Genomic DNA, 22908 nt, shown 5'->3' on the forward strand with positions numbered 1-22908 from the left:
CCACACCGAGGCTCATCCACAGGTTCTGATCATTCCTCGCGGCGTCTTCGTTAGTGTCGATTACTGAGAAGAGCCCTCGGGTATTGGTCAATCCCGCATCTTCCCGCGGATTGTCGAGCGCGTCGAATCCGCGAGTGCTGTCGAGGTTGTTGCTCATCATGTCGTCGAGGTAGGGCTTGTTGGCCTCGGCGAGCGCTTTGGTGAGTTCGGGATTGACCTGGCCGAGAGACTGACCGTCGGTCCCGGCGATGTTGAGCAGCTTGTCAGAGTGCGAGCCCGCCCATAGATCGACTGCGTTCAGGGTTTCCCCCGCCCGCGTGGCTTGGGCCAGCTGGGTGGGGTCGGTTAGGTCGGTGGGGTTGGCGACCGGGGCTGTGCCGTGTAAGAGACTGCCGGCGGCGGCTCCGCCATCGGCCCATTGATGGGTCATGAGGTTCTCGATGAACTTGTCGTTCGGCGGCTTGCTACCTTCGCCCGCCAGCGCGTCGTACACCGCGAACTGGTCGCGACCTGCGGCCGACAGCATGTCCTGCAACACCGGATCAACCTGCCCCTTGACCAATGGCACCGCATCCGGCGGAACCTTCGAATTGTCAAGCATGATCTCGGCTTGCTTGAGCATGTGCTGATCGAAGCTAGTGCCTTGCTGCAACGCCGGGTTGCCCTTGTCCACCATCGCGGCTAGGTCGCGAAGCTCCTGGCGCGCCTGTGGATAAACCCCCGCCCCGACGTTCGTCTTCTCGAAGTTCAACGGGAATTTCGTGAGATCGCGTCGGACGGCGTCAGGGAGGGCATCGAAACTGCCCCGCGCTGGCACGTAACCGGCATCGCCAGGTTTGAGTGACGGGTCAATCCCGGCCGCGCTGATGTGTTCGTTCGACACCAGCTGCAGGGCGTCTTGGAGCCGACCCCCATCAGTTCCAAGTTTGTCCATCAGCGCACGAATCTCGGGTGTGCTCTTGCCATCTAGCGATCGTGACAGCTGATGCAGGTACTCCATCTGGCTGGCGGGGAGTACGAGGTTGCCGCGCTGTAGTGCCGCGAGCTGCTCGGGGGTTAGTGTGGTGTTCTCAGCCAGGCGTTCCGATTCCTCAGGGGTCAGTTGCCCGTCCTGTAACGAGGTGCCGTCGGCGGCGCCTCGTTCAGCGGGCGTCGCCGGATCGCCGCCCGTCGCGGCGGTCAGCACCCGCGCCAAGTCCGCGTCGGCTTCTTCTGCGTTGGCCAGCACCGTAACTATTCGGTTTTCCAAGTCTTCGATTTTGTCCACCAACGCCTGGACTTCCGCCTCATCCCACCCTGTTGTATCTGGTGGAATCACCGTGTTGGTGGCCGTGTCGATCGTCACTGCCGGACTCGCGGCGGCGTCCTGGAGGATGGCATCGAGGTCATTCTTGACCGTCCGCACGTCTTGCGCAGATTTCTGTGCGCCCAGAGACACCAGGAACGACTCTTTTGCCGTCATGTCCAGCTTGGTGGCAGAGCGCTCAGTCGCCTGCTTTGCGGCCTCGCCGGCTTCACCCTTCCAAGTCGAAAACACCTGCAAATTGCGCAGGGCCTGGGCCTGCTCGCCACTCGTGCGGGCGCGTTGTGCCGCCGCTTCTGAGACTTCGTCGATCTGTTCAGGCTGCCATCGCTGAACGTCGGCCAGCGACATCCCCACGGGTCAGAGCCCCATGTCGTCGCTCAGTTTGCTGGCGGCGCTGTCGATATTAGAAGCCTGCTGGTCATCGGTTGTCACATAACGCGCCGCGGCCGCCCGGAAGTCCCCGGCGTGCCCTGCCAGTTCGGCATACAGATCAGCCGACTCCTGTTCCCACTTCGTCGCCGCCGAGGCCAGCGCAGCGGCACTCGTCCCAATCCATCCGGCTGAGCAGCGCCCATGCGTTCGTGGGCGGAAGCGTGCCCCGCTCGCAGGTTGTCACCGGCCAGATCAACATGATCGGCGGCCATCCGCACATCTACAGGATCTACGCGCAAATCCTCAGACAATCAGACCCCCTTTTAGCGAAACAGGACGCGGTAGTAGTTTGCTGGATGAGTTTAGCATCACCGGTCTGCACCGAGCGTCGCCAAAATCTGCAGCAGATTATGGGAAAGCAAGGGATAACGACGGAGCAAGATTCCGTTTGACCGGCTGGTGGGGGCACAGGGCTGAGTGGCTTGTGTCGTTCCGATTGCGGTGCAAGTTATGCCCCTGCGGATCTGGTGTCCTGTGGCGCGGCATTCGGTGGCAAGACGATCTCAGCGATCCCTTCTGGCGTGGTCAGCAACGCTGTGTCTCGGCGAGTCGGGATGTTAGGAAGATTCCGCGTGAACGCTGGCAGCATCGAATGGTGACTTGCACCGCCGACAGCAAGTACGGAGTTGGCTATTGCCAGTGGCGTCGACCAGCGTTGGCTACGCAAAATCAGGTAGACGCGCGCGACATTTCCAAACGCCATCACCGCGTTCATCGTGTGCAGGGCCGCCTTGTTGTGTGCGTAACTGTCCAGGCAAACCAACATCGGCCGCAGATCGCGGCCCTTGCTAATTTTGTCGGCGCGTGATTCGCAGTCATATATGAGGCGGTCCGCGTCATGGGGCCAGTCGCCGAAATAGGTAGGCGAATCCCAATTTTGGTGTGGCCGCGGGCCATAGATCATTACCCGCGCATCACTGGCGGTGACACTCGCCGCAATCACCGGCCACACGTCGCGGCCGCCGTCGTTCCTGATGTTGTCGAGTAGCAACAACACCGGATGGGTGGCGTCGAAGGTAAACGTTGCGAGCGGCTTGCATGCTGGGTCGGTGCCGATGCCAATCGTTAAGCCCGCATCAGGCTGTGGCAGCACCAGATCAGGCGCATACCACCGATAGCGTGCCGGATCGATCGCCTCGAACGGTGGCATCCGCAGGATCTTGAAGATCTGCTTAGGCGAGGTTCCCGCTGCCGATGCGAGATCGTTCACATGAACACCGGCGACTCGCGCCTGCCGGATTAGTTGCTCCAACCGAAAATCCAGCCGATTGCGTTCCGTGGCGACATCACGAACTTGCTGGATAAGCGCCCGTTCCTCCGCCACGAAACGGGATGCTACACGTGCGGAGTTTTACTGGGGCAACATGTTTGGCGCAGAAGGCGGCTTAGCGTTGGCCGCCCGAGCGCACGCCCAGCAGCACGTCCTCCCAGGCCGGCACGGGCGGCTTGCCCTTGCGGCTGCGCGGCCTGGGCTCTTCGACCGGCTCGGGTTCGGGCGCCGGCGCCGGGGGCTCGGGGGTTTCGAAGTCGAGCTGGGCCACCGGCGCCACCGGCCGCAGCGGCCGGTTGAAGTCGGGGTCGATTAGCTCGCACGCCGCATCGTCGAGTGCGGTCACGGTGCCGCCGTGCGCGCCGGGGCTGTACCGGAAATGCGCGAGATTGTCCGACCTACCCGCTGTCCACCCCAGCCGCACAGTCCAGCGAGCGTCCTCGTTGCGCCACGCATCCCACGTGGTCGCGTCGGGATCCAACCCGCGCGCGATGAGCGCTGTCGTCACGGTTTCCAGCAGCGTCAGCACCGACGGTCCGTCGGCAAGCACCGGGTGCGCGGCCGTTGCCAGCTCCGCTGCGCGGGCGCGCTCCAACAACACCGGATGCGCGAACCTCTCGACCCGCTCGATCGGGACACCTGCCGAAGCGGCTATCTGCTCGACGGACGCGCCCGCCCGGATCTTGGCTTGAATCTCCTTGGGGCGCAACATGGTCGGGACCTCGGCATCGTTTCGGGATTGGCTCGAACCGGCTTTGTCGCCACGTATCGCGGCGCGCAACCGATCGTCGGCACGCAGGGCGAACGTCTCGCTGGAGTCGTCAGTTTCGCAGATGATCCGTTTGCCATCGACGTCGAGCCCGACGACCTTGAGTTCCCGCATAACCGACCTCCTCCGGGCCTGACAATGGCCCGATTAGCAGGTCACCCTACTGCGTTATCTACTCGTTACCGTGTAGACACGCCGCAGGTCAGAGCCGTTCCACCACCCAGTCGACGCAACGGGTCAGTGCGCTGACGTCATCGGGGTCGACGGCCGCGAACATCGCGATCCGCAGCTGGTTGCGGCCGAGTTTGCGGTACGGCTCGGTGTCGACGATGCCGTTGGCCCGTAGCACCTTCGCCACGGCCCCAGCGTCTACGTCGTCGGAGAAGTCGATGGTGCCGACCACCTGCGAGCGCAGCTCGGGGTCGGTGACAAACGGTGTGGCGAACGGCGAGGCCTCCGCCCAGGAGTACAGCCGCTGCGACGAGTCGGCGGTGCGCTTGACCGCCCAGTCCAGTCCGCCGTTGCTCAGCATCCAGTCCAGCTGCTCGGCGAGCAGGATCAGCGTGCCGATCGCCGGCGTGTTGTAGGTCTGGTTCTTGGTGCTGTTCTCCAGCGCGATCGGCAGCGACAGGAAGTCGGGCACCCAGCGTCCGGAGGCCGCGATCGCCTCGATGCGGGCCAGCGCGGCGGGACTGACAATCGCCAGCCACAACCCGCCGTCACCGGCGAGATTCTTCTGCGGCGCAAAGTAGTACGCGTCGGCATCGGTGATGTCGACGGGCAGCCCGCCGGCCGCGGACGTGGCGTCGATGACGATCAACGCGTCGCCGGAACCCTCCGGCCGCTGCACCGGCACCGCCACACCGGTCGAGGTTTCGTTGTGCGCCCAGGCGATGACGTCGACCGACGGGTCGGACTGCGGCTTGGGCGCGCTGCCCGGCTCGGACTTGATGACGACGGGATCGCCGACGAACGGGTTCTTGGCGACGGCCGAGGCGAACTTCGAGCTGAACTCGCCGTAGGTCAGGTGCAGCGAGCGCTTGTCGATCAAACCGAACGCCGCCGCATCCCAGAACGCTGTCGAGCCGCCGTTGCCGAGGATCACCTCGTAGTCGTCGGGTAGCGAGAACAGCTGCCGTACACCCTCGCGGACTCGGCCCACCAGATTCTTCACCGGAGCCTGGCGGTGCGACGTGCCGAACAGGTCGCCCGCGGCGGCAAGCGCCTGCAGTTGCTCCGGCCGCACCTTGGAGGGGCCGGAGCCGAAGCGTCCGTCTTTCGGCTTGAGGTCGGCGGGAATGGTGAGTTCGGCCATGTGTGCAAGCCTAGAGATGCGCCGCTCGGCGCAGACATGCGACTCTTGAGATCTCGGCGTTGTGACGTCCGTCTCAGCGGAGGTATCGGGGGATGGACATTTACCCGATACCTCCGGTACCGTTGTACATCAAGCCGGTCAATGTAAACCTCATAGGAGGGTACCGAATGGCCCAGAAGACGGCTCGCACCCGCATGGTTCGGCGCTGGCGACGCAATATGGATGTCAGCGACGACCCCGCCTACGTCGAGATGCTCACCACACTGTCCGAGGGGTCGGTGCGGCGCAATTTCAATCCCTACACCGACATTGACTGGGACGCCCCCGAGTTCGCCGTCGTGCCCAACGACGAGCGCTGGATCCTGCCGAAGACCGACCCGTTCGGCCGGCACCCGTGGTACCAGTCCCAGCCCAAGGAACGGCAGATCGAGATCGGCATGTGGCGACAGGCCAACGTCGCCAAGGTCGGTCTGCACTTCGAGTCGATTCTGATCCGCGGACTGATGGAGTACGCGTTCTGGACGCCCAACGGCTCACCGGAATACCGGTACTGCCTGCACGAGGCGGTCGAAGAGTGCAACCACACCATGATGTTCCAGGAGATGGTGAACCGCATCGGCGCCGACGTGCCGGGCATGCCGCGGCTGCTCAAGTGGGTTCAGCCGGTCATCCCGCTGGTCGCCGGCCCGCTGCCGATCCCGTTCTGGTTCGGCATCCTCGCCGGCGAGGAGCCCATCGACCACACCCAGAAGAACGTCCTGCGCGAGGGCAAGGCGCTGCACCCCATCATGGAGAAGGTGATGGCCATCCACGTCGCGGAGGAGGCCCGTCACATCTCGTTCGCGCACGAGTACCTGCGTAAGCGCCTCCCGCATCTGCCTCGGCGCAAGCGGTTCTGGTTGTCGATCTACGTGCCGCTGACCATGCGGATCCTGTGCTCGGCGATCATCGTGCCGCCACGGGCGTTCTGGAAGGAATTCGACATCCCGCGCTCGGTGCGCAAGGAGGTGTTCTTCCGATCGCCGGAGTCCCGTCAGATGCTGCGCGACATGTTCGGCGATGTTCGGATGCTGTGCCATGACACCGGCCTGATGAATCCGATCTCGAAGCTGATGTGGCGGATCTGCAAGATCGACGGACCGCCCAGCCGCTATCGCAGCGAGCCGCAGCGCCAGCACGTGGTGACCGCCGCGTAGTGCGGAGCGCACTGTGCCCCATGTGATCACCCAGTCGTGCTGCAGCGACGGGTCCTGCGTCTACGCGTGTCCGGTGAACTGCATTCACCCGACGCCGGACGAGCCGGGCTTCGCCACGGCCGAGATGCTCTACATCGACCCGGCCGCATGCGTCGACTGCGGAGCGTGCGTGAGCGCCTGCCCGGTCGGCGCGATCGCACCCGACACCAAGCTGGAGCCCAAACAGCTGCCGTTCGTCGAACTGAACGCGGCGTACTACCCGAAGCGCGAGGGCAAGGTGCCGCCGACGTCCAAGCTGGCGCCGGTGCTCGAAGCGCCCGTGGTGTACCCACGCGGCGACGGTCCGTTGACGGTGGCGATCATCGGATCCGGCCCTGCGGCCATGTACGCCGCCGACGAATTGCTGACCCAGAAAGGCGTGCGGGTCAACGTCTTCGAGAAGTTGCCGACGCCCTACGGGCTGGTGCGCGCCGGCGTGGCGCCCGACCATCAGAGCACCAAACAGGTGACGCGGCTCTTCGACAGAATCGCCGGGCGACGGGAATTCCGGTTCTTCCTCAACGTCGAGGTGGGCAGGCACGTGAGCCACGCCGAGCTGCTGGCGCACCACCACGCCGTGCTGTATGCCGTTGGCGCGCCCAACGATCGGCGCCTCGACATCGACGGGATGGGTCTGCCCGGCACCGGCACCGCCACCGAGCTGGTCGCGTGGATCAACGGCCATCCCGAATACACTGATCTGCCAGTCGATTTGAGCCACGAGCGGGTGGTCATCGTCGGCAACGGCAACGTCGCCCTCGACGTCGCCCGCATTCTGACCGCCGATCCGGATGCATTGGCGCGCACCGACATCTCCGATCATGCGCTGGCCGCGCTGCGCGAATCGCGTGTGCAGGAGGTGGTGATCGCGGCACGCCGCGGACCCGCCCAGTCCGCGTTCACGCTGCCGGAGCTGATCGGCTTGACGTCGACGTGCGATGTCGTACTCGACGCGGCCGACCACGAATTGGTCGTTCGCGACCTCAGCGTCACCGAGGATCCGTTGACCCGCAACAAGCTCGAGATCCTCACCAAGCTCGGCGACGCGTCGGCCCCGATCATGCGACCGCGCATCCGGCTGGCGTATCGGTTGACGCCACGGCGGGTGCTGGGCGAACGGCGCGCGTCCGGCATCGAGTTCGTTGTCACCGGCACCGACGAGGTGCGTCGCATCGACGCCGGCCTCGTGCTGACGTCAATCGGCTACCGCGGCAAGCCAATTGCCGATCTGCCGTTCGACGAGTCCGCAGCCGTGGTGCCCAACGACGGCGGCCGCGTCATCGACGCCGACGGCCGACCGGTGCCGGGCAGCTACGTCGCCGGCTGGATCAAACGCGGCCCGACGGGCTTCATCGGCACCAACAAATCGTGCGCGGCCGAAACCGTGCGCAACCTCGTCGCCGACTACAACGCCGGGCTGCTCGCCGCGCCGAACGCTCGGGCCTCGGCGCTGGAGAAGCTGATTCGCAGCCGCCAGCCCGACGTCGTCGACGCCTCCGGCTGGAAGGCCATCGACGCCGCGGAGATCTCCCGCGGCGGCGACGACCGTCCCCGTGACAAGTTCACCACCGTCGCCGACATGCTGGCCGCGGCATCGACGGCACCCGCCCCGTCGATGCGTGAGCGCCTGCTCGCCGGCTTGCGGCGCTGAGCCCTACTGGGGCTGCTTGATCGCCTCGGCGATCTCCTCGTCGCTGACCTCGCGCACCGGCTGGCCCATCGACCAACGATGACCGAACGGGTCTTGGAGCTCGCCGTAGCGGTCACCCCAGAACATGTCCTCCAACGGCATCACCACCGTCGCCCCGGCGTCGACGGCCTTTTGGAACTTCTTGTCGACGTCGTTGACGGTCAAATGGATCGTCACCGGTGTACCGCCGAGCGCTTCCGGCGTCGACGACTTACCGTCGGCCATCTCCGGGAAGTCGTCGTTGAGCATCACCATGGCACCGTTGATCCGCAGCGCGGCGTGGTAGAGCCTCTTGCCGTCGGGTCCCGGCACGCGGCCGAGTTCCTCGGCGTCGAACGCCTTGACGTAGAAGTCGATGGCGGCGGCACCGTCGCTGACCGTGAGCATGGGGGACACCGAGGGCTGTACTTCTATGGCCATTGGGCATTTCCTTTCGTTGGGGGCTACGCGTACAGACCACGCGCGGCGGCGGATCTCATCGCAATCGCCATACAACCACCGGGCACCGACAAGTCGGGCCGACGCTGCGCACCGAACGGCCTGTCGGCATCTGAATCACACCACCGAGAACGACGGCGGCAATGCCTCGCGGCCGGTCAACGCCAGCAGTACCGTCTCTCCCTTGCCGAGGGCCACACCGATGCGCGCCGCCAACGTCACCGCCTCGTCCAACACCTCGTCGGGCAGCGCGAAATCCAGACCGGTCGCCCGGGCGATGTCCAGCCCGTGCACCGCCAGCTCGAACACGCGGGTCGGCAGATAGGTGGACAACCGGATGCCCAACCCGCCGATGACTTCGATCAACGGGTCGTCCGCGGCTTCGACATCGCCTAACGCCCGCGCCACCAGCCCATCGATCGTCGCGGCGGGATCGTCGCCGAGATCCCTCCCGGCCTGCCGGCCGCGCTGAACGACGTCGGCCGGGTCGAGGCCCAAAGCCGAACCCGTGACGCGCACGTAGTACTCCTGCGGCGTCGCGATGTCTTCCCTCGACGCGCTGGTCTGCAGGTAGCTGCTCACCGTGATCAGTGAGCGCGACGTGTGCCCGACCAGCGACCGCAGATCCCACTCACCCAGGCCCGGCCCGTCCCACCGCGAGTCGGGGATCTCGCGCACCAGAGCGGCGAAACTCCTTGCCGCTGAGGCGAACACCGTCACGGCTTGGCGATCTCGTTCCACCCCTCGACCGACTCCGGGCTGCGCGGTGCCGGGCCGACGTACAGCGCCGCCGGACGCACCAGCTTGCCCAGCCGCTTCTGCTCGAGAATGTGTGCACACCACCCGGCGGTACGCCCGCAGGTGAACATCGCCGGCATCATCTTGGCCGGCACCCGCGCGAAGTCCAGGATCACCGCCGCCCAGAACTCGACGTTGGTTTCGATCGCCCGGTCGGGGCGACGCTCCCGCAGCTCGGCCAGCGCGGCCTGCTCCAGCGCGGCCGCCACTTCGTAGCGCGGCGCCTCCAGTCGTTTGGCCGTCGCCCGCAGCACCCGCGCCCGCGGGTCCTCGGCGCGGTACACGCGATGGCCGAAGCCCATCAGCTTTTCGTTGCGGTCCAGAATGCCCTTGACGACGGCACGCGCGTCGCCGGTGCGTTCGACTTCTTCGATCATCGGGATCACCCGCGCCGGAGCGCCGCCGTGCAGCGGGCCGCTCATCGCGCCGATCGCCCCCGACAGCGCCGCCGCCACATCGGCACCGGTGGACGCGATCACGCGCGCGGTGAACGTCGACGCATTCATCCCGTGCTCGGCGGCGGTCACCCAGTAGGCGTCGATGGCCTCGACGTGTTTGGGGTCGGGTTCGCCCTGCCAGCGGGTCATGAATCGCTCTGTGACAGTGGAACATTCGTCGATCATTCGTTGCGGTACGGCGGGCTGGTAGATGCCGCGGGCTGACTGCGCGACGTAGGACAGCGCCATCACCGACGCCCGGGCCAGCTGATCGCGGGCGGTGGCGTCGTCGATATCGAGGATCGGCGGATAGCCCCAGATCGGGGCCAGCATGGCCAGCCCGGCCTGCACGTCGACGCGTACGTCACCGCTGTGGATCGGCAGCGGAAACGGTTCTGCCGGTGGCAGACCGTGGCCGAAACGGCCATCGACCAAAAGCCCCCACACGTCGCCGAAGGTGACCTGCCGGTTGACCAGATCCTCGATGTCCACCCCGCGATATCGCAGCGCGCCGCCGTCCTTGTCCGGTTCGGCGATCTCGGTGGTGAAGGCCACGACGCCTTCCAGTCCTTCGACGAAGTCCTCGGGTACGGCAGTCATGGGCCGATTCTTGCACCCGCGTTGGGGCCGAACACTCGGGGCGTAGCGTGATCGCGTGGCTGACAAAGACCGGTTGGCGGCGATGCGGGTGGAATACGGCCCGGAGAAGGACGGCTGCGGCGATCTCGACGCCGACTGGCTGGCTGACGGGTGGGTTGCCCTGTTGCGCAGGTGGTTGGCCGATGCCGAGCGAGCCGGTGTCGCCGAACCGAACGCGATGGTGGTCGGCACCGTCGACCGCCGGGGCAGGCCCATGACCCGCTCGGTGCTGTGCAAGAGCGTGGACGAGTCCGGAATCACCTTCTTCACCAACTATGACTCCGCCAAGGGCGAGGATCTGGCCGCCAATCCGTACGCGTCGGCAACCTTCCCGTGGTATCTGCTCGGTCGCCAGGTACACGTGCGAGGGCCCGTCACCAAAGTGCCCGCCGAGGTGACCGCCGACTATTGGTCGAAGCGGCCGCGCGGTTCGCAGCTGGGCGCATGGGCGTCGGATCAGTCCCGCCCCATCGCCTCGCGTGCGGCGCTACTGGAGCAGTTGGCCGAAGTCACCGAACGGTTCGCCGACGTCGATGAGGTTCCGCCACCGCCCAATTGGGGCGGATACCTGATCGCGCCCGAGGTCGTCGAATTCTGGCAGGGCCGAGAAAACCGGCTGCACAACAGGATTCGTTGGGCCGACGGCCGCGTCGAACGGCTCCAGCCCTAGAGGTGTGCGCGCCCGCAGCGGGCTTAGTGTGACCTCTGCCACTGGGCCCCGACGGCGCGGGTTAACATCCGAGCATGGGTGAGACCGGCCTCGGCCTGCGGGAACGCAAAAAGCAGCGAACTCGCGCAGCGTTGATCGACGCTGCGGTCGAGTTGTGCGAGCGGCAAGGGATTCGACGATACGACCGTCGACCAGATCGCTGCCTTCGCCGATGTGTCACCCCGCACGTTCAGCCGGTACTTCGCCACCAAGGACGCCGTGGTGCTGGCCTTCATCGACGACGTCACCGACATCGTGGCGATCGAACTGGCCCAGCAACCGCCCGACATGAACCACCTGGACGCGCTCTACCGCGCGCATATCCGGGCGTTCCTGGGCACCAAGACCGCTCCCGCGAGCGGAATGACCTCCGAACGCCTGCTGGCCTGCGCGCGGATCGTGAACTCCTCGCCGACGTTGCGGCTGGCGGCCGTGGAGTTCCGGCGCGACTCCGTCAATGTCGCACTCGCCAAACGGATGGGAGTGGCGGGCGACGATCCCCGGCTGCGGCTGGTCGGCTCGATCTTCGGCACGATCATCATGACGGCGCTCGGAGATCTCAGTGGCACCACCGATTGGGACGCCTTGACGGTCGACGACATCGTTGCGCGGCTGGACGCGACGTATGCGCAGTTCGTCGACGTCGTCGCGAGTGTCCGCCAACCCGGGTGAGCAACTGCCCGCCCCGGCCGGGCACGGCCGCGGGAATGGGACTACCTTTTGTAGGGCAGACTCTGCAGTGCCGGCAGCGAAGAAGGGATTCCCGTGGCCGATAACTCGTCCCGTGGTGAAGAGCACGCCACCCTGAAGTACCCCGGTGGCGAGCTTGACCTGGAGATAGTGCATGCCACGGAGGGCTCGGACGGCATCGAGCTGGGATCGCTGCTGGCCAAGACGGGCTACACCACCTTCGACGGCGGATTCGTCAACACCGCCTCGACCAAGAGCGCGATCACGTACATCGACGGCGACGCCGGCATCCTGCGCTATCGCGGCTACCCGATCGAGCAGCTCGCGGAGAAGTCGACGTTCATCGAGGTCAGCTACCTGCTGATCTACGGCGAGCTGCCCACCAAGGAGCAGCTGGAGAAGTTCACCCACCAGATCCAGCGGCACACCCTGCTGCATGAGGACCTGAAGCGGTTCTTCGACGGATTCCCGCGCAACGCGCACCCGATGCCGGTGCTGTCGTCGGCGGTCAACGCGCTCTCGGCGTATTACCAAGACTCGCTGGACCCGATGGACAACGACCAGGTGGAGCTGTCGACCATCCGGCTGCTGGCCAAGCTGCCGACCATCGCGGCCTATGCCTACAAGAAGTCCGTCGGCCAGCCGTTCCTCTACCCGGACAACTCGCTGACGCTCGTCGAGAACTTCCTGCGGATGACGTTCGGGTTCCCGGCCGAGCCCTACGAGGTCGATCCGGAGATCGTGCGGGCGCTGGACATGCTGCTGATCCTGCACGCCGACCACGAGCAGAACTGCTCGACGTCGACGGTGCGGCTGGTCGGCTCGTCGCAGGCCAACCTGTTCACGTCGATCTCCGGCGGCATCAACGCGCTGTGGGGCCCGCTGCACGGTGGCGCCAACCAGGCGGTGCTGGAGATGCTGGAGAAGATCCGCGCCGGCGGCGGCGGTGTCCGCGAGTTCGTCAAGAAGGTGAAGAACCGCGAGGACGGCGTCAAGCTGATGGGCTTCGGCCACCGCGTCTACAAGAACTACGATCCGCGCGCCCGCATCGTCAAGGAGCAGGCCGACAAGATCCTCGGCAAGCTCGGCGGCGACGACGACCTGCTCGCGATTGCCAAGCAGCTCGAAGAGGTCGCGTTGACCGACGAATTCTTCATCGAGCGCAAGCTCTATCCGAACGTCGACTTCTACACCGGCGTGATCTACCGGGCGATGGGCTTCCCGACGCGCATGTTCACCGTGCTGTTCGCGCTGGGCCGGCTGCCGGGCTGGATTGCGCACTGGCGGGAGATGCATTACGAGGGGCCGTCCAAGATCGGCCGCCCGCGCCAGATCTACACGGGCTACACCGAACGCGACTACGTCGGCGTCGGCAGCCGCTGAATTCGCCGACACAGCAGCCCTCAGCACAATCTCACGGCGTCGCTGTCGGCACGATGACGGCCCGGCGCAAAGCCATCATCCTCGCGTCGTGCTGCCTGAGCCTGCTGATCGTGTCGATGGACGCGACGATCGTCAACGTCGCGATTCCGGCGATCCGCGCCGACCTGCACGCCTCGCCCGCGCAGATGCAATGGGTGATCGACGTCTACACGCTGGTGCTGGCGTCGCTGCTGATGCTGTCGGGTGCGACGGGCGACCGGTTCGGCAGGCGGCGGGTGTTTCAGATCGGGCTGACGGTGTTCGCGCTCGGATCGCTGCTGTGCAGCCTGGCGCCCAACATCGATACCCTGATCGCCGCGCGCCTGGTCCAGGGCATCGGCGGCTCGATGCTCAATCCCGTTGCACTGTCGATCATTTCGCAAGTCTTCACCGGCCGCGTCGAGCGGGCACGCGCGCTCGGGTTCTGGGGCGCGGTGGTGGGCATCTCGATGGCGCTGGGACCCGTCGTCGGCGGTCTGCTGATCGAGGTGGTGAGCTGGCGGGCGGTGTTCTGGATCAACCTTCCGATCTGTCTGCTGGCGATCGTGCTCACGGCGATCTTTGTGCCCGAGACGAAGTCGGCGACCATGCGCCACATCGACCCGATCGGTCAGGGGCTGGCGGTGCTGTTCCTGTTCGGTGTGGTCTTCGCGCTGATTGAAGGCCCCGGCATGGGCTGGACCGACCCGCGCACCATCGGCGTCGCGGTAGTGGCCGCGCTGGCGTTTGTGGTCTTCCTGTTCTACGAGGCCTGGCGCCACGACCCGTTCGTCGACCTGCGTTTCTTCCGCAGCGTTCCGTTCACCTCGGCGACGCTCTCGGCGATCAGCGCGTTCGCGGCGTGGGGTGCCTTCCTGTTCATGATGTCGCTGTACCTGCAGGGTGAGCGGGGCTACTCGGCGATGCACACCGGCTTGATCTATCTGCCGATCGCCATTGGCGCCCTGGTGTTTTCCCCGCTGTCGGGTCGGCTGGTCGGTCGGTTCGGGGCACGCCCCTCGCTGCTCGTCGCCGGAGTGCTGATCACCGCGGCGTCGGTGCTGCTGACCTTTTTGACCGCGACGACGCCGGTGTGGGCCCTGCTAGTGATCTTCGCGGTGTTCGGGGTCGGCTTCTCGATGGTCAACGCGCCGATCACCAACGCCGCGGTGAGCGGGATGCCGTTGGATCGGGCAGGCGCCGCGTCGGCAGTGACCTCGACCAGCAGGCAGATCGGCGTGAGTATCGGTGTGGCACTGTGCGGTTCGGTCGCGGGCGCCGCGTTGGCGGTGCCCGGTGCGGACTTCGCGGCGGCGGCTCAACCGCTGTGGTTCGTCTGCATCGTCCTCGGCGTCGTGATCTTCGCGCTCGGCGTGGTCTCCACGTCAGCGTGGGGGCTGCGCTCGGCCGAGCGGCTCGCGCCGCTGATCGCCGGGCACGGCCCGCAAAGCGAACCTGTGCACGTCACGTAATCCGGTTAGGCCGGGGTGAGGGTGACGTTGTACAGCGCGACGGCGGCGTCGCTCGGCGCGATGTCCATGAAGGTAGGGACGTCTCGTATCGCATGCCCGACGGCGATGATGTTGCCGCCGAAGCTGTAACCGCACGGAAAGGCGCGGCACCGCACCCAGGAACCGGGCGCACTCTGATACGGCGGCATGCTGGGCGCCTGATCGACGCGGTAGCGGCCGGGCGGTATGTAGGCCGTCGCCCAACCCGCCGCAGCTTCGGCATTGACGCCGAACACGCCATTGCTGCCATAGCTTCGCGCCGCGGCCGGAGCGGCTGACACGGCTGCCGCCAATAGCGCGGCGACCACGCTCACCAGCAGTTTCATGCAAGCCAGCGTATCCCTGTTTCCGGTGGCGGCGGTCAACCTTGCAACACGGCCATCGCCGCGTTGTGCCCGCCGATACCGGATACCGCACCGCCGCGGCGAGACGCCGACCCGCACAACAGGATCCGCTCATGGGCGGTCGCCACGCCCCAGCGTCGGGCCGGGCTGTCCAGCGGCTCGTCGTCTTCGGCGAACGGCCACCTCAACGCACCGTGGAAGATGTTGCCCGCGGTCATGCCAAGCGTGTGTTCCAGGTCGACCGTGGTCTTCGCCTCGATGCACAGCCGACCCGACGCATCCTCCATCACCGCCTCCTGAATGGGTTCGGCCAGAACCGAATTGAGCGAGTTGAGCACCGCGGAGGTCAGCCGGTCACGCATGCGGGCGGGGTCGTCGACCGCCAGGTGATGGGGCGTGTGCAGGCCGAAAACCGTCAACGTGTGCGCGCCGGACGCCCGCAGCTCATCGGACAGGATCGACGGATCGGTCAATGAATGGCAATAGATTTCACACGGCAACGGCTCGGGTACACCGCCGCCCGCCGCACGGTCGTAGGCGCTGTCGAGCTGGCTGAGCGTCTCGTTGATGTGAAACGTGCCGCCGAAGGCCTGCTCGGCCGTAACGGATGCGTCGCGCAACCGCGGCAGCCGGCGCAGCATCATGTTGACCTTGATCTGCGCTCCTGGCTCCAGTGCGGGCTCAGGCTCGCCCAACAGCCGCGCCAACACCACCGGTGTCACATTCGACAGCACGAACTCCGCCCGCACCCGATGTTCGTGCCCGTTGCGCCGGTAGCGGACTTCGCCGTCGGGGTCCAGGCCGTAAACCTCTGCGCTGGTGATGATTTCGACGCCATACCCAGCCGCCGCGGCGGCCAGTGCGCCGGTGACTGCGCCCATCCCGCCGATCGGCACCTCCCACTCGCCGCCCAGCAGGTGATACAGGAAGCACACGTTCTGCCGCAGCGAGGGGTCATCGGTGCGGGCGAACGTGCCGATCAATGCGTCGGTGGCCATCACGCCGCGGACCAGGTCGCTGTCGACGGCCTCGGCGATCGCAAACCCGATGGGGTCCTCGACCATGGACCGCCACGCGGCGTCGTCGCCCACCTGTTTGCGCGCCTCGGTGCGCGTGCGAAGCGGTTGCAACAGCGTCGGCCACAGATGTTGCGTGACAACCGCGCAGCGACGGTAGAACTCGGTGAAACCGGACTCGTCCGACGCCGCGCCAACAGCGTCGAACGTGCTCGACGGCCCCACCAGCAGCCCGCTGCGACCGCCGGTCGAAGGATCGGGCGTGTACGACGAGAAGCGCCGCCGGGCAAGGCGCACCCGCGCGCCCAGGTCCTCGACAATGCGACGCGGCAACAAGCTGACCAGATAGGAATAGCGGGACAGCCGTGCATCCACCCCGTCGAACGCATGCGCAGACACGGCCGCCCCGCCTACATGATTCAGCCGCTCCAGAACCTGGACGCGACGTCCCGCTCGCGCCAGGTAGGCGGCGGCGACCAGCCCGTTGTGTCCGCCACCAACGACGACCACATCGGCTAAGTCCGTCGCCACCACTTCAGTGTGCCGGACTACGGTAGACGCCGTGACGAGTAAACCTGAGATCGACTTTCCCGAGGGTCCCGCGCCGACCGAGCTGGTGATCGAGGATCTGGTGATCGGTGAGGGCGCCGAAGCGTTACCCGGCGCCAATGTCGAAGTGCACTACGTCGGTGTGGAATTCGACACCGGCGAAGAGTTCGACAGTTCGTGGAACCGCGGAGAATCCATCGAGTTCCCGCTGCGCGGGCTGATTCAGGGCTGGCAGGAAGGTATCCCCGGAATGCGGGTCGGCGGGCGCCGCAAACTGACCATTCCGCCCGAACAGGCCTACGGTCCGGCCGGCTCCGGTCACCGATTGTCCGGAAAAACTTTGATTTTCGTCATCGACCTGCTGGCCACCCGCTAACGCCACCACGGCAAACACCGCAGATTTGCCTGTCGTTCACACTGACGTCAGGACAGTCGACACAGTTGAAAAGAACCGCCCCACCAGATCGACAATTGATCTAGGGTCTACCTGTTTGCGAGTAAGACTAAATTCTGTCGAGTACGTCAGGAGCGGTCAATGTCGGGTCCAGAGGAAAACCGTACGATCACAGGCTGGCGAACAGCGTCCAAATGGTATCGACGATCACCGGGCCTCGGGTGGTTGTTGGCGCTGCTTGCCGTTCCACTGCTGTTGGGGCTCATCGGTTGGGCTGGCCTCAGAGGGGACAGCGATGTCGATGTGACGCTTCCCACCGTCGATCCGAATGTCACGATGACGGCGCCCAACATCGACGCGCCGGACGTGAACCTGCCCAACCTGTCGTTTGCGCCGTTGTCGATTCTGCGTAACGGCAACAACTTTACGCTCAACGGCGACATACCCGATATCAACTTCAAGAACGGGTTGCTCGACAGGTTGCGGGGTCTATTCGGTCCCGATATCAACCTGACGGATAACCTCAATATCAAGGCGGGTGTCAACGCGCCGGATATCGGAGGCCTGGAGGGGCTGTTCAAGGCCGCCGTCGACGTTCCGGATTTCAACTTCGACCTCAACGGGGACACCGTCACCCTCACCGGTAATGCACCGTCCGAAGAGGTAAAGGCGAACATCGAGGCGGCCGCCAAGGCGGCATGGCCGAACATCAACGTGGTCAACAACATTCAGGTTGGTGCTCCAGGTGCGCCTCCTGCGCCACCGGCTCCGCAGGCTCCGGGTGCCCCGGGAGCTCCGGGCGCCCCAGCGCCGGGTGGTGCGTGCGCGACGCTGCAAGCCGACATCACGGGCCTGCTCCGCACGCCGATCACCTTCGCCACCGACGGGTTCACCCTGACCCCGCCGTCGCAGCAACTGCTGACGCAGATTGCCGACAAGGTGAAGGCGTGCCCGGATGCCCGCCTCGAGGTGGTCGGCCACACCGACAACACTGGCAACGATGCGATCAACATCCCGCTGTCCAACAACCGGGCCAAATCCGTTGCGGATTACCTGGTTTCGCAGGGCATCGCCGGTGACCGCGTCACCTCACGGGGCGTCGGCGCTGCCGAGCCGATCGCCAGTAATGACACCCCAGACGGTCGGGCGCAGAACCGCCGCGTCGTGATCACCGTCGTCAGCTAAGGAGTTTGAGATGGACTTCGTTATCCAGTGGTTGTGGTACCTGCTCGCCTTCGTGGTGGGCTCACTGGTCGCGTGGCTGATCAGCGTCGTCACGGTCAAGCACACCAGTGAGGCAGAAGCAATTGCGGCGCTTCCTGATTCGCGTGAGATAGGAGCTCGGTCATGAGTGACGTCAACTGGTGGTTGATGGCCCTGGCATTCGTCCTTGGCCTGCTCCTGACGTTCGCCTTCATGCTGCGGCGGGTCAAGCGTGAGGTGCCGGTCTACGGCGCGCTGGGCCGCGCGCCCGGCGTGGGAGACGTCGGATCAGCCGGTGGCGCAGCCAAAGTGGCCGGCGCGGAGGAGGCCACCACGAGGCTTCCGCGGGCCGATGCCGACGAGGCGACCACCCAGCTGCCCAAGGCGGGCGCGACGGGTGCAGCGGCAGCTGCAGGTGGTGCGGCAGCGGTCGCGGGTGGCGCAGCGGCGTCGAAGTTCACCGGCACGCCTGAGGTCAAGGTGAAGCCGTATGGCGAAGGTTCGATCCGGCTCGCCACCGGCACGGCCGACGCGCCGGAGGGCTACACCGTGAAGGGCAACGAGGATTCGATGCTCTACCACACCCCGGAGAGCCCGTCGTACGCGCAGACGATCGCCGAGATCTGGTTCAAGGACGTGGAATCCGCGGAAAGGGCCGGCTTCAACCGCTGGGATAGCGGCAAGTCGCAGCGCGGAAAGCAGTAGCGCTAGCGAACGCCGGGTAACCGCAACAGAAGACGCGCGCCGCCCAGCGGGCTGGCCTCCAATGACGCTGTGCCGCCATGGAGTTCGGCCTGCTGGGCAACCAGCGCCAGGCCCAGCCCGGAGCCGGAATGCGAGGCCGTCGACCCCCGCGAGAACCGGTCGAAGACGCGTTCGCGCTCTTCTTCGGGCACGCCCACCCCGTCGTCGTCAATGGCGATCTCCACGCCCTCGCGCGAACTGACGGCCGAAAGCTGAACCCGTTTCGCCCCACCGTGTTTGACCGCGTTGGCGATCGCGTTGTCGACGGCCAATCGCAGCCCGGCCGGCAGCCCGACGATGAGCACCGACGGCGAAGGCATCAGCGACACCTCCAGGTCCGGGTACACCCGCATTGCGTCGTGGGCCGCGCGGTCGAGCAGCTCGGTGATGTCGACGGGCACATGGTCTTCGGAGGTGGACAGCTCGCCTTGCGCCAACCGCTCCAGCGCGCTCAGCGTCGCCTCGATCCGCGACTGCGTGCGGATGATGTCCTGCACGACCTCCTTGCGCTGCTCGTCGGGCAGGTCAAGGGTGGACAGCACCTCGAGATTGGTGCGCATCGCTGTCAGCGGCGTGCGCAGCTCGTGGGCCGACACCGACGCGAAGTCACGTGCCGAGGCCAGCGCGGACTTGGTGCGGTCCTGTTCCTTCCAGATGCGTTGCAGCAGACCGTTCATCGCGTCGGCGATCTCAACCGCCTCAGTGGCGCCGCGCACGTCGATGTCAGGGTTTGCGTCCCCGGCGTCGATGGCCTGCGTCTGCTGCGCAAGCCGTTTGAACGGCCGGACCGCGAACGCGGCCAACACCCAGCCGCCGAAGGTCGCCGCGGCGATCGCCAGGGTGCAGATGATGATCACCCGGCGATGCAGATTGTTGATGTCGGCGATGGTGGCGTCATACGTCGCGCCCACGGCCACCGACATCGGACCGGGGTAGTACGGGATGTCGACGGTGCGCACCCGGTAGCGCACTCCGTCGACGTAGGTGTCGGCGTACCCGGCGGGCAGTTTGGGCAACACCACGTCGGAATTGGATGTCACCTCATCGCCTCGGCGCACGGTGATGACGACATCCTGATTGTTCGGGGACTTCGGTATTTCACCGAAACCCTGCGGCAGCAACGGGATCACGAATCCGGCCGCCTCATCGAGCCGGCGGTCCAGCCGCTCATTCCAGGCATCGGTGATGCCGAACCACACCACCGTGCCCGCGATGACGACGACGATCGCCCCTGCTATCGCACTCGTGAACGCGACCCGCTGCCGCAGCGACGGGGTGCGGCGGAAGATCCGCGACAGCAGGTTCACTATTGCGTCCGTAACACAAACCCCACGCCGCGCACGGTGTGCAGAAGCCGCGGTGCCCCACCCGCCTCCAGCTTGCGGCGCAGGTAACCGATGAACACGTCGACGACGTTGGTGTCGGCGGCGAAGTCGTAGCCCCAGACCAGCTCGAGCAGCTGAGCCCGCGAGAGCACCGCGGTCTTGTGCTCGGCCAGCACGGCCAGCAGATCGAACTCCCGCTTCGTCAGATCCACGTCGACGCCGTTGACGCGTGCACGGCGACCGGGGATGTCGACCTCCAGCGGTCCGACCGTGATGGTTTCCGACGAGAACGTCGCCGTCGCGCCGCGCCGACGCAGCAGCGCCTTGACCCGTGCCACCAGCTCGGCCAACACGAACGGCTTGACCAGGTAATCGTCGGCGCCGGCCTCCAAGCCGGCCACTCGGTCGTCGACGCTGGATCGCGCCGAGAGCACACAGACGGGCACGTCGTTGTCCATCGCCCGCAACGCCGTCACCACGCTGACACCGTCGAGCACCGGCATGTTGATGTCCAGCACGATGGCGTCCGGCCTGGTCTCGGTGGCGCTGCGCAGCGCCTCGGCGCCGTCGACCGCGGTCGACACGTCGAATCCGGACAGCCGCAGCCCGCGCTCCAACGACGCCAACACGTCGGGGTCGTCGTCCACCACGAGCACACGGGGCGAGGCCACACCACTGTCCATGCCCTAAATCTTGCCTGATGTGGAGGCGGAACCGCGGGAAGGTTGTTGACCTCATCTTTTGTTGAGGTTCTACGGTGAATTTCATGAGTATCGAAACGGTGGCCCGTCAGGCGCTCTACCGGCAGACCCATGCTCGTGGTGGCGATTTGCGGGCGCTGGCCGACCGCACGCTGCTGACCCGCATCTGGCGCTTCGCGGCCCGGCATCACCGCAGGTTGGGCGTGTTTGTGGCGCTCAGTGTGCTCACCGCGCTGCTCACCGTAGCCACGCCGCTGTTGGCCGGCCAGGTGGTGGACGTGATCACCGCGGGCGGTCCGGCGGGCGCCGTGGCGGTGTTGGCGACGGCCATCGCGGCGGTGGCCGTCGGTGAGGCGGTCGTGTCGCTTGTCAGCCGCTGGCTGTCGTCAACCATCGGGGAAGGCCTGATTCTCGACCTGCGCACCGCCGTCTTCGACCACGTGCAGCGGATGCCGGTGGCGTTCTTCACCCGGACCCGCACGGGCGCGCTGGTCAGCCGCCTGGGCAACGACGTGATCGGCGCGCAGCGCGCCTTCTCCGACACGCTGTCCGGCGTCGTCGCCAATCTGGTGACGCTGACCTTGACGCTGGCGGTGATGCTGAAGATCTCGTGGCAGATCACGGTGTTGTCGCTGCTGCTGGTGCCGCTGTTCATCGTCCCGGCCCGCCGCATCGGCGCCGCGATGGCCAACCTCAGCCGCGAGGGCGCCATCCACAACGCGACGATGAACACCCAGATGACCGAGCGGTTCTCCGCGCCGGGGGCGACGTTGGTCAAGCTGTTCGGCAGCCCGGCCCGCGAGTCGCACGAGTTCGCGGTGCGCGCCGGCCGCGTGCGAGACATCGGGGTGCGCCAGGCGATGCTGCAGTCGACGTTCATGAACTCGCTGACGCTGATGTCGGCGCTGGCGCTGGCACTGGTCTACGGCCTGGGCGGGGTGCTGGCCATCGGCGGGCACCTGCAGACGGGCGCCGTCGTGTCGCTGGCGCTGCTGTTGACCCGGCTGTACGCGCCGCTGACCGCGCTCGCCAACGCGCACGTCGAGATCGCCAGCGCGCTGGTGTCCTTCGAGCGGGTCTTCGAGGTGCTCGACCTCGAGCCGTTGATTCGGGAAAAGGCTTCCGCTGTGCCGGTGCCTGAGGGTTCGGTGACCGTGGAGTTCGACGACGTGCGGTTCGCCTACCCGTCGGCCGACAAGGTGTCGCTGGCCTCGCTGGAGGAGGTCGCCGCGTTGTCAGAAACTGAAGTGCGCGGGGGAGACGAAGTGCTGCACGGTATTTCGTTCACCGCCGAGCCCGGTCAAATGGTGGCGCTGGTGGGGTCGTCGGGTGCAGGCAAGTCGACGATCGCAGCGCTTCTGGCCCGGCTGTACGACGTCGATTCCGGTGCGGTGAAGCTCAACGGGGTCGACGTGCGCGACGTGACGTTCGCGTCGCTGAAACAGACCGTCGGCATGGTCACCCAGGACGGTCATTTGTTCCACGAGTCGATCCGGTCCAACCTGTTGCTGGCCGCCCCCGACGCCACCGACGAGCAACTGTGGGAGGCGCTGGAGCGGGCGCGGCTCGCCGATGTGGTCGCCGAGATGCCGGACGGGTTGGACACGGTTGTCGGTGAGCGCGGTTACCGTCTATCGGGCGGGCAGCGGCAACGGCTGACCATTGCCCGCCTCCTGTTGGGACGGTCACGGGTGGTGGTGCTGGATGAGGCGACGGCGTCGCTGGACTCGGCGTCCGAGGCCGCGGTGCAGCAGGCGCTCGCCGCGGCGCTGGCCGGGCGCACGTCGATCGTCATCGCGCATCGCCTGTCCACCGTGCGGGCCGCCGACGTCATCCTCGTCGTCGAGGACGGCCGCATCGTCGAACGCGGCACGCATGCGGAGTTGCTCGCGCGGGGCGGCCGCTACGCGGAGCTCTACGAGACCCAGTTCGGGCCGCAGGACGAGGCGGTGGCGGCGTGACGTTATTTGCTTGCCCCGCATGGGAAGATGT

General features: G+C 66.2%; 22 protein-coding genes. 11 read left to right on the plus strand and 11 right to left on the minus strand.

Annotated elements, in window-relative coordinates:
* The 4 genes from CWS39_RS23520 to serC all read right to left on the minus strand — a co-directional run.
* A partial coding sequence (locus CWS39_RS23520; RefSeq protein ID WP_102145313.1) for a TPR repeat domain-containing protein occupies positions 1 to 1654 on the minus strand: 1654 nt, incomplete at its 3' end.
* Positions 1655 to 2186: 532 nt separating this feature from the next.
* Positions 2187 to 3062, minus strand: a complete 876-nt coding sequence (locus CWS39_RS23525; RefSeq protein WP_102145314.1) for a hypothetical protein — start codon at positions 3060 to 3062, stop codon at positions 2187 to 2189.
* 61 nt (positions 3063 to 3123) lie between these two features.
* Positions 3124 to 3891, minus strand: coding sequence for a septation protein SepH (gene sepH / locus CWS39_RS23530; protein ID WP_102145315.1), 768 nt, complete (start codon positions 3889 to 3891; stop codon positions 3124 to 3126).
* Positions 3892 to 3979: 88 nt separating this feature from the next.
* The gene (serC, locus tag CWS39_RS23535) at positions 3980 to 5092 is read right to left on the minus strand and encodes a phosphoserine transaminase (protein WP_102145316.1); all 1113 of its coding nucleotides are present in this window, start codon (positions 5090 to 5092) and stop codon (positions 3980 to 3982) included.
* 167 nt (positions 5093 to 5259) lie between these two features.
* Here serC and CWS39_RS23540 point away from each other — a divergent pair, with 167 nt between their 5' ends.
* Complete coding sequence (locus CWS39_RS23540; protein WP_102145317.1) at positions 5260 to 6288, plus strand: AurF N-oxygenase family protein; 1029 nt, start codon at positions 5260 to 5262, stop codon at positions 6286 to 6288.
* A 13-nt stretch (positions 6289 to 6301) separates the two neighbouring features.
* Complete coding sequence (locus CWS39_RS23545) at positions 6302 to 7978, plus strand: FAD-dependent oxidoreductase (protein WP_102145318.1); 1677 nt, start codon at positions 6302 to 6304, stop codon at positions 7976 to 7978.
* A gap of 3 nt (positions 7979 to 7981) precedes the next feature.
* Here the strand turns inward: CWS39_RS23545 and CWS39_RS23550 are convergent, their stop codons facing one another.
* The 3 genes from CWS39_RS23550 to CWS39_RS23560 form a co-directional block, all read right to left on the minus strand.
* Positions 7982 to 8437, minus strand: coding sequence for a VOC family protein (locus tag CWS39_RS23550; protein ID WP_102145319.1), 456 nt, complete (start codon positions 8435 to 8437; stop codon positions 7982 to 7984).
* A gap of 135 nt (positions 8438 to 8572) precedes the next feature.
* Complete coding sequence (locus tag CWS39_RS23555) at positions 8573 to 9175, minus strand: maleylpyruvate isomerase family mycothiol-dependent enzyme (protein ID WP_233213651.1); 603 nt, start codon at positions 9173 to 9175, stop codon at positions 8573 to 8575.
* Positions 9172 to 10290, minus strand: coding sequence for a citrate synthase 2 (locus CWS39_RS23560; RefSeq protein WP_102145320.1), 1119 nt, complete (start codon positions 10288 to 10290; stop codon positions 9172 to 9174). Before CWS39_RS23560 ends, CWS39_RS23555 begins: the two co-directional genes overlap by 4 nt.
* Before the next feature lie 55 nt (positions 10291 to 10345).
* Here CWS39_RS23560 and pdxH point away from each other — a divergent pair, with 55 nt between their 5' ends.
* The 4 genes from pdxH to CWS39_RS23580 all read left to right on the plus strand — a co-directional run bounded on the left by pdxH (position 10346) and on the right by CWS39_RS23580 (position 14601).
* Positions 10346 to 10999: a pyridoxamine 5'-phosphate oxidase gene (pdxH, locus tag CWS39_RS23565; protein WP_255413046.1), complete on the plus strand. Its 654-nt coding sequence runs from the start codon at positions 10346 to 10348 to the stop codon at positions 10997 to 10999.
* A 195-nt stretch (positions 11000 to 11194) separates the two neighbouring features.
* Positions 11195 to 11710, plus strand: a complete 516-nt coding sequence (locus CWS39_RS23570) for a TetR family transcriptional regulator (RefSeq protein WP_431306174.1) — start codon at positions 11195 to 11197, stop codon at positions 11708 to 11710.
* Between the two features lie 93 nt (positions 11711 to 11803).
* Positions 11804 to 13111, plus strand: coding sequence for a citrate synthase (locus tag CWS39_RS23575; RefSeq protein WP_102145321.1), 1308 nt, complete (start codon positions 11804 to 11806; stop codon positions 13109 to 13111).
* Between the two features lie 53 nt (positions 13112 to 13164).
* Complete coding sequence (locus CWS39_RS23580; RefSeq protein ID WP_102145322.1) at positions 13165 to 14601, plus strand: MFS transporter; 1437 nt, start codon at positions 13165 to 13167, stop codon at positions 14599 to 14601.
* 5 nt (positions 14602 to 14606) lie between these two features.
* Here CWS39_RS23580 and CWS39_RS23585 read toward each other — a convergent pair whose 3' ends face one another.
* Together CWS39_RS23585 and CWS39_RS23590 are read right to left on the minus strand one after the other, a co-directional pair.
* Entirely contained in the window at positions 14607 to 14966 is a 360-nt protein-coding gene (locus CWS39_RS23585) for a hypothetical protein (protein WP_102145323.1), read from the minus strand.
* A 35-nt stretch (positions 14967 to 15001) separates the two neighbouring features.
* A complete protein-coding gene (locus CWS39_RS23590) occupies positions 15002 to 16531 on the minus strand; it encodes a phytoene desaturase family protein (protein WP_102145341.1) in 1530 nt (509 codons plus the stop codon).
* 31 nt (positions 16532 to 16562) lie between these two features.
* Here CWS39_RS23590 and CWS39_RS23595 point away from each other — a divergent pair, with 31 nt between their 5' ends.
* The 4 genes from CWS39_RS23595 to arfC all read left to right on the plus strand — a co-directional run bounded on the left by CWS39_RS23595 (position 16563) and on the right by arfC (position 18851).
* Complete coding sequence (locus tag CWS39_RS23595; RefSeq protein WP_102145324.1) at positions 16563 to 16925, plus strand: FKBP-type peptidyl-prolyl cis-trans isomerase; 363 nt, start codon at positions 16563 to 16565, stop codon at positions 16923 to 16925.
* A 159-nt stretch (positions 16926 to 17084) separates the two neighbouring features.
* A complete protein-coding gene (gene arfA, locus CWS39_RS23600; RefSeq protein ID WP_431602395.1) occupies positions 17085 to 18128 on the plus strand; it encodes a channel-forming protein ArfA/OmpATb in 1044 nt (347 codons plus the stop codon).
* Positions 18129 to 18138: 10 nt separating this feature from the next.
* Positions 18139 to 18294, plus strand: a complete 156-nt coding sequence (arfB, locus tag CWS39_RS29295; protein ID WP_199178274.1) for a channel accessory protein ArfB — start codon at positions 18139 to 18141, stop codon at positions 18292 to 18294.
* The gene (gene arfC / locus CWS39_RS23605; protein WP_102145325.1) at positions 18291 to 18851 is read left to right on the plus strand and encodes a channel accessory protein ArfC, sunset domain variant; all 561 of its coding nucleotides are present in this window, start codon (positions 18291 to 18293) and stop codon (positions 18849 to 18851) included. Before arfB ends, arfC begins: the two co-directional genes overlap by 4 nt.
* 2 nt (positions 18852 to 18853) lie before the next feature.
* Here arfC and CWS39_RS23610 read toward each other — a convergent pair whose 3' ends face one another.
* Both CWS39_RS23610 and prrA read right to left on the minus strand, forming a co-directional pair.
* Entirely contained in the window at positions 18854 to 20197 is a 1344-nt protein-coding gene (locus CWS39_RS23610; protein WP_102145326.1) for a sensor histidine kinase, read from the minus strand.
* Positions 20197 to 20898, minus strand: coding sequence for a two-component system response regulator PrrA (gene prrA / locus CWS39_RS23615; RefSeq protein WP_102145327.1), 702 nt, complete (start codon positions 20896 to 20898; stop codon positions 20197 to 20199). The genes CWS39_RS23610 and prrA overlap by 1 nt, the downstream gene beginning before the upstream one ends.
* An 83-nt stretch (positions 20899 to 20981) precedes the next feature.
* Here prrA and CWS39_RS23620 point away from each other — a divergent pair, with 83 nt between their 5' ends.
* A complete protein-coding gene (locus CWS39_RS23620) occupies positions 20982 to 22877 on the plus strand; it encodes an ABC transporter ATP-binding protein (RefSeq protein WP_102145343.1) in 1896 nt (631 codons plus the stop codon).
* Positions 22878 to 22908: the final 31 nt, after the last annotated feature.

Source organism: Mycobacterium hubeiense (genome assembly GCF_002838065.1).
GTDB lineage: Bacteria > Actinomycetota > Actinomycetes > Mycobacteriales > Mycobacteriaceae > Mycobacterium > Mycobacterium hubeiense.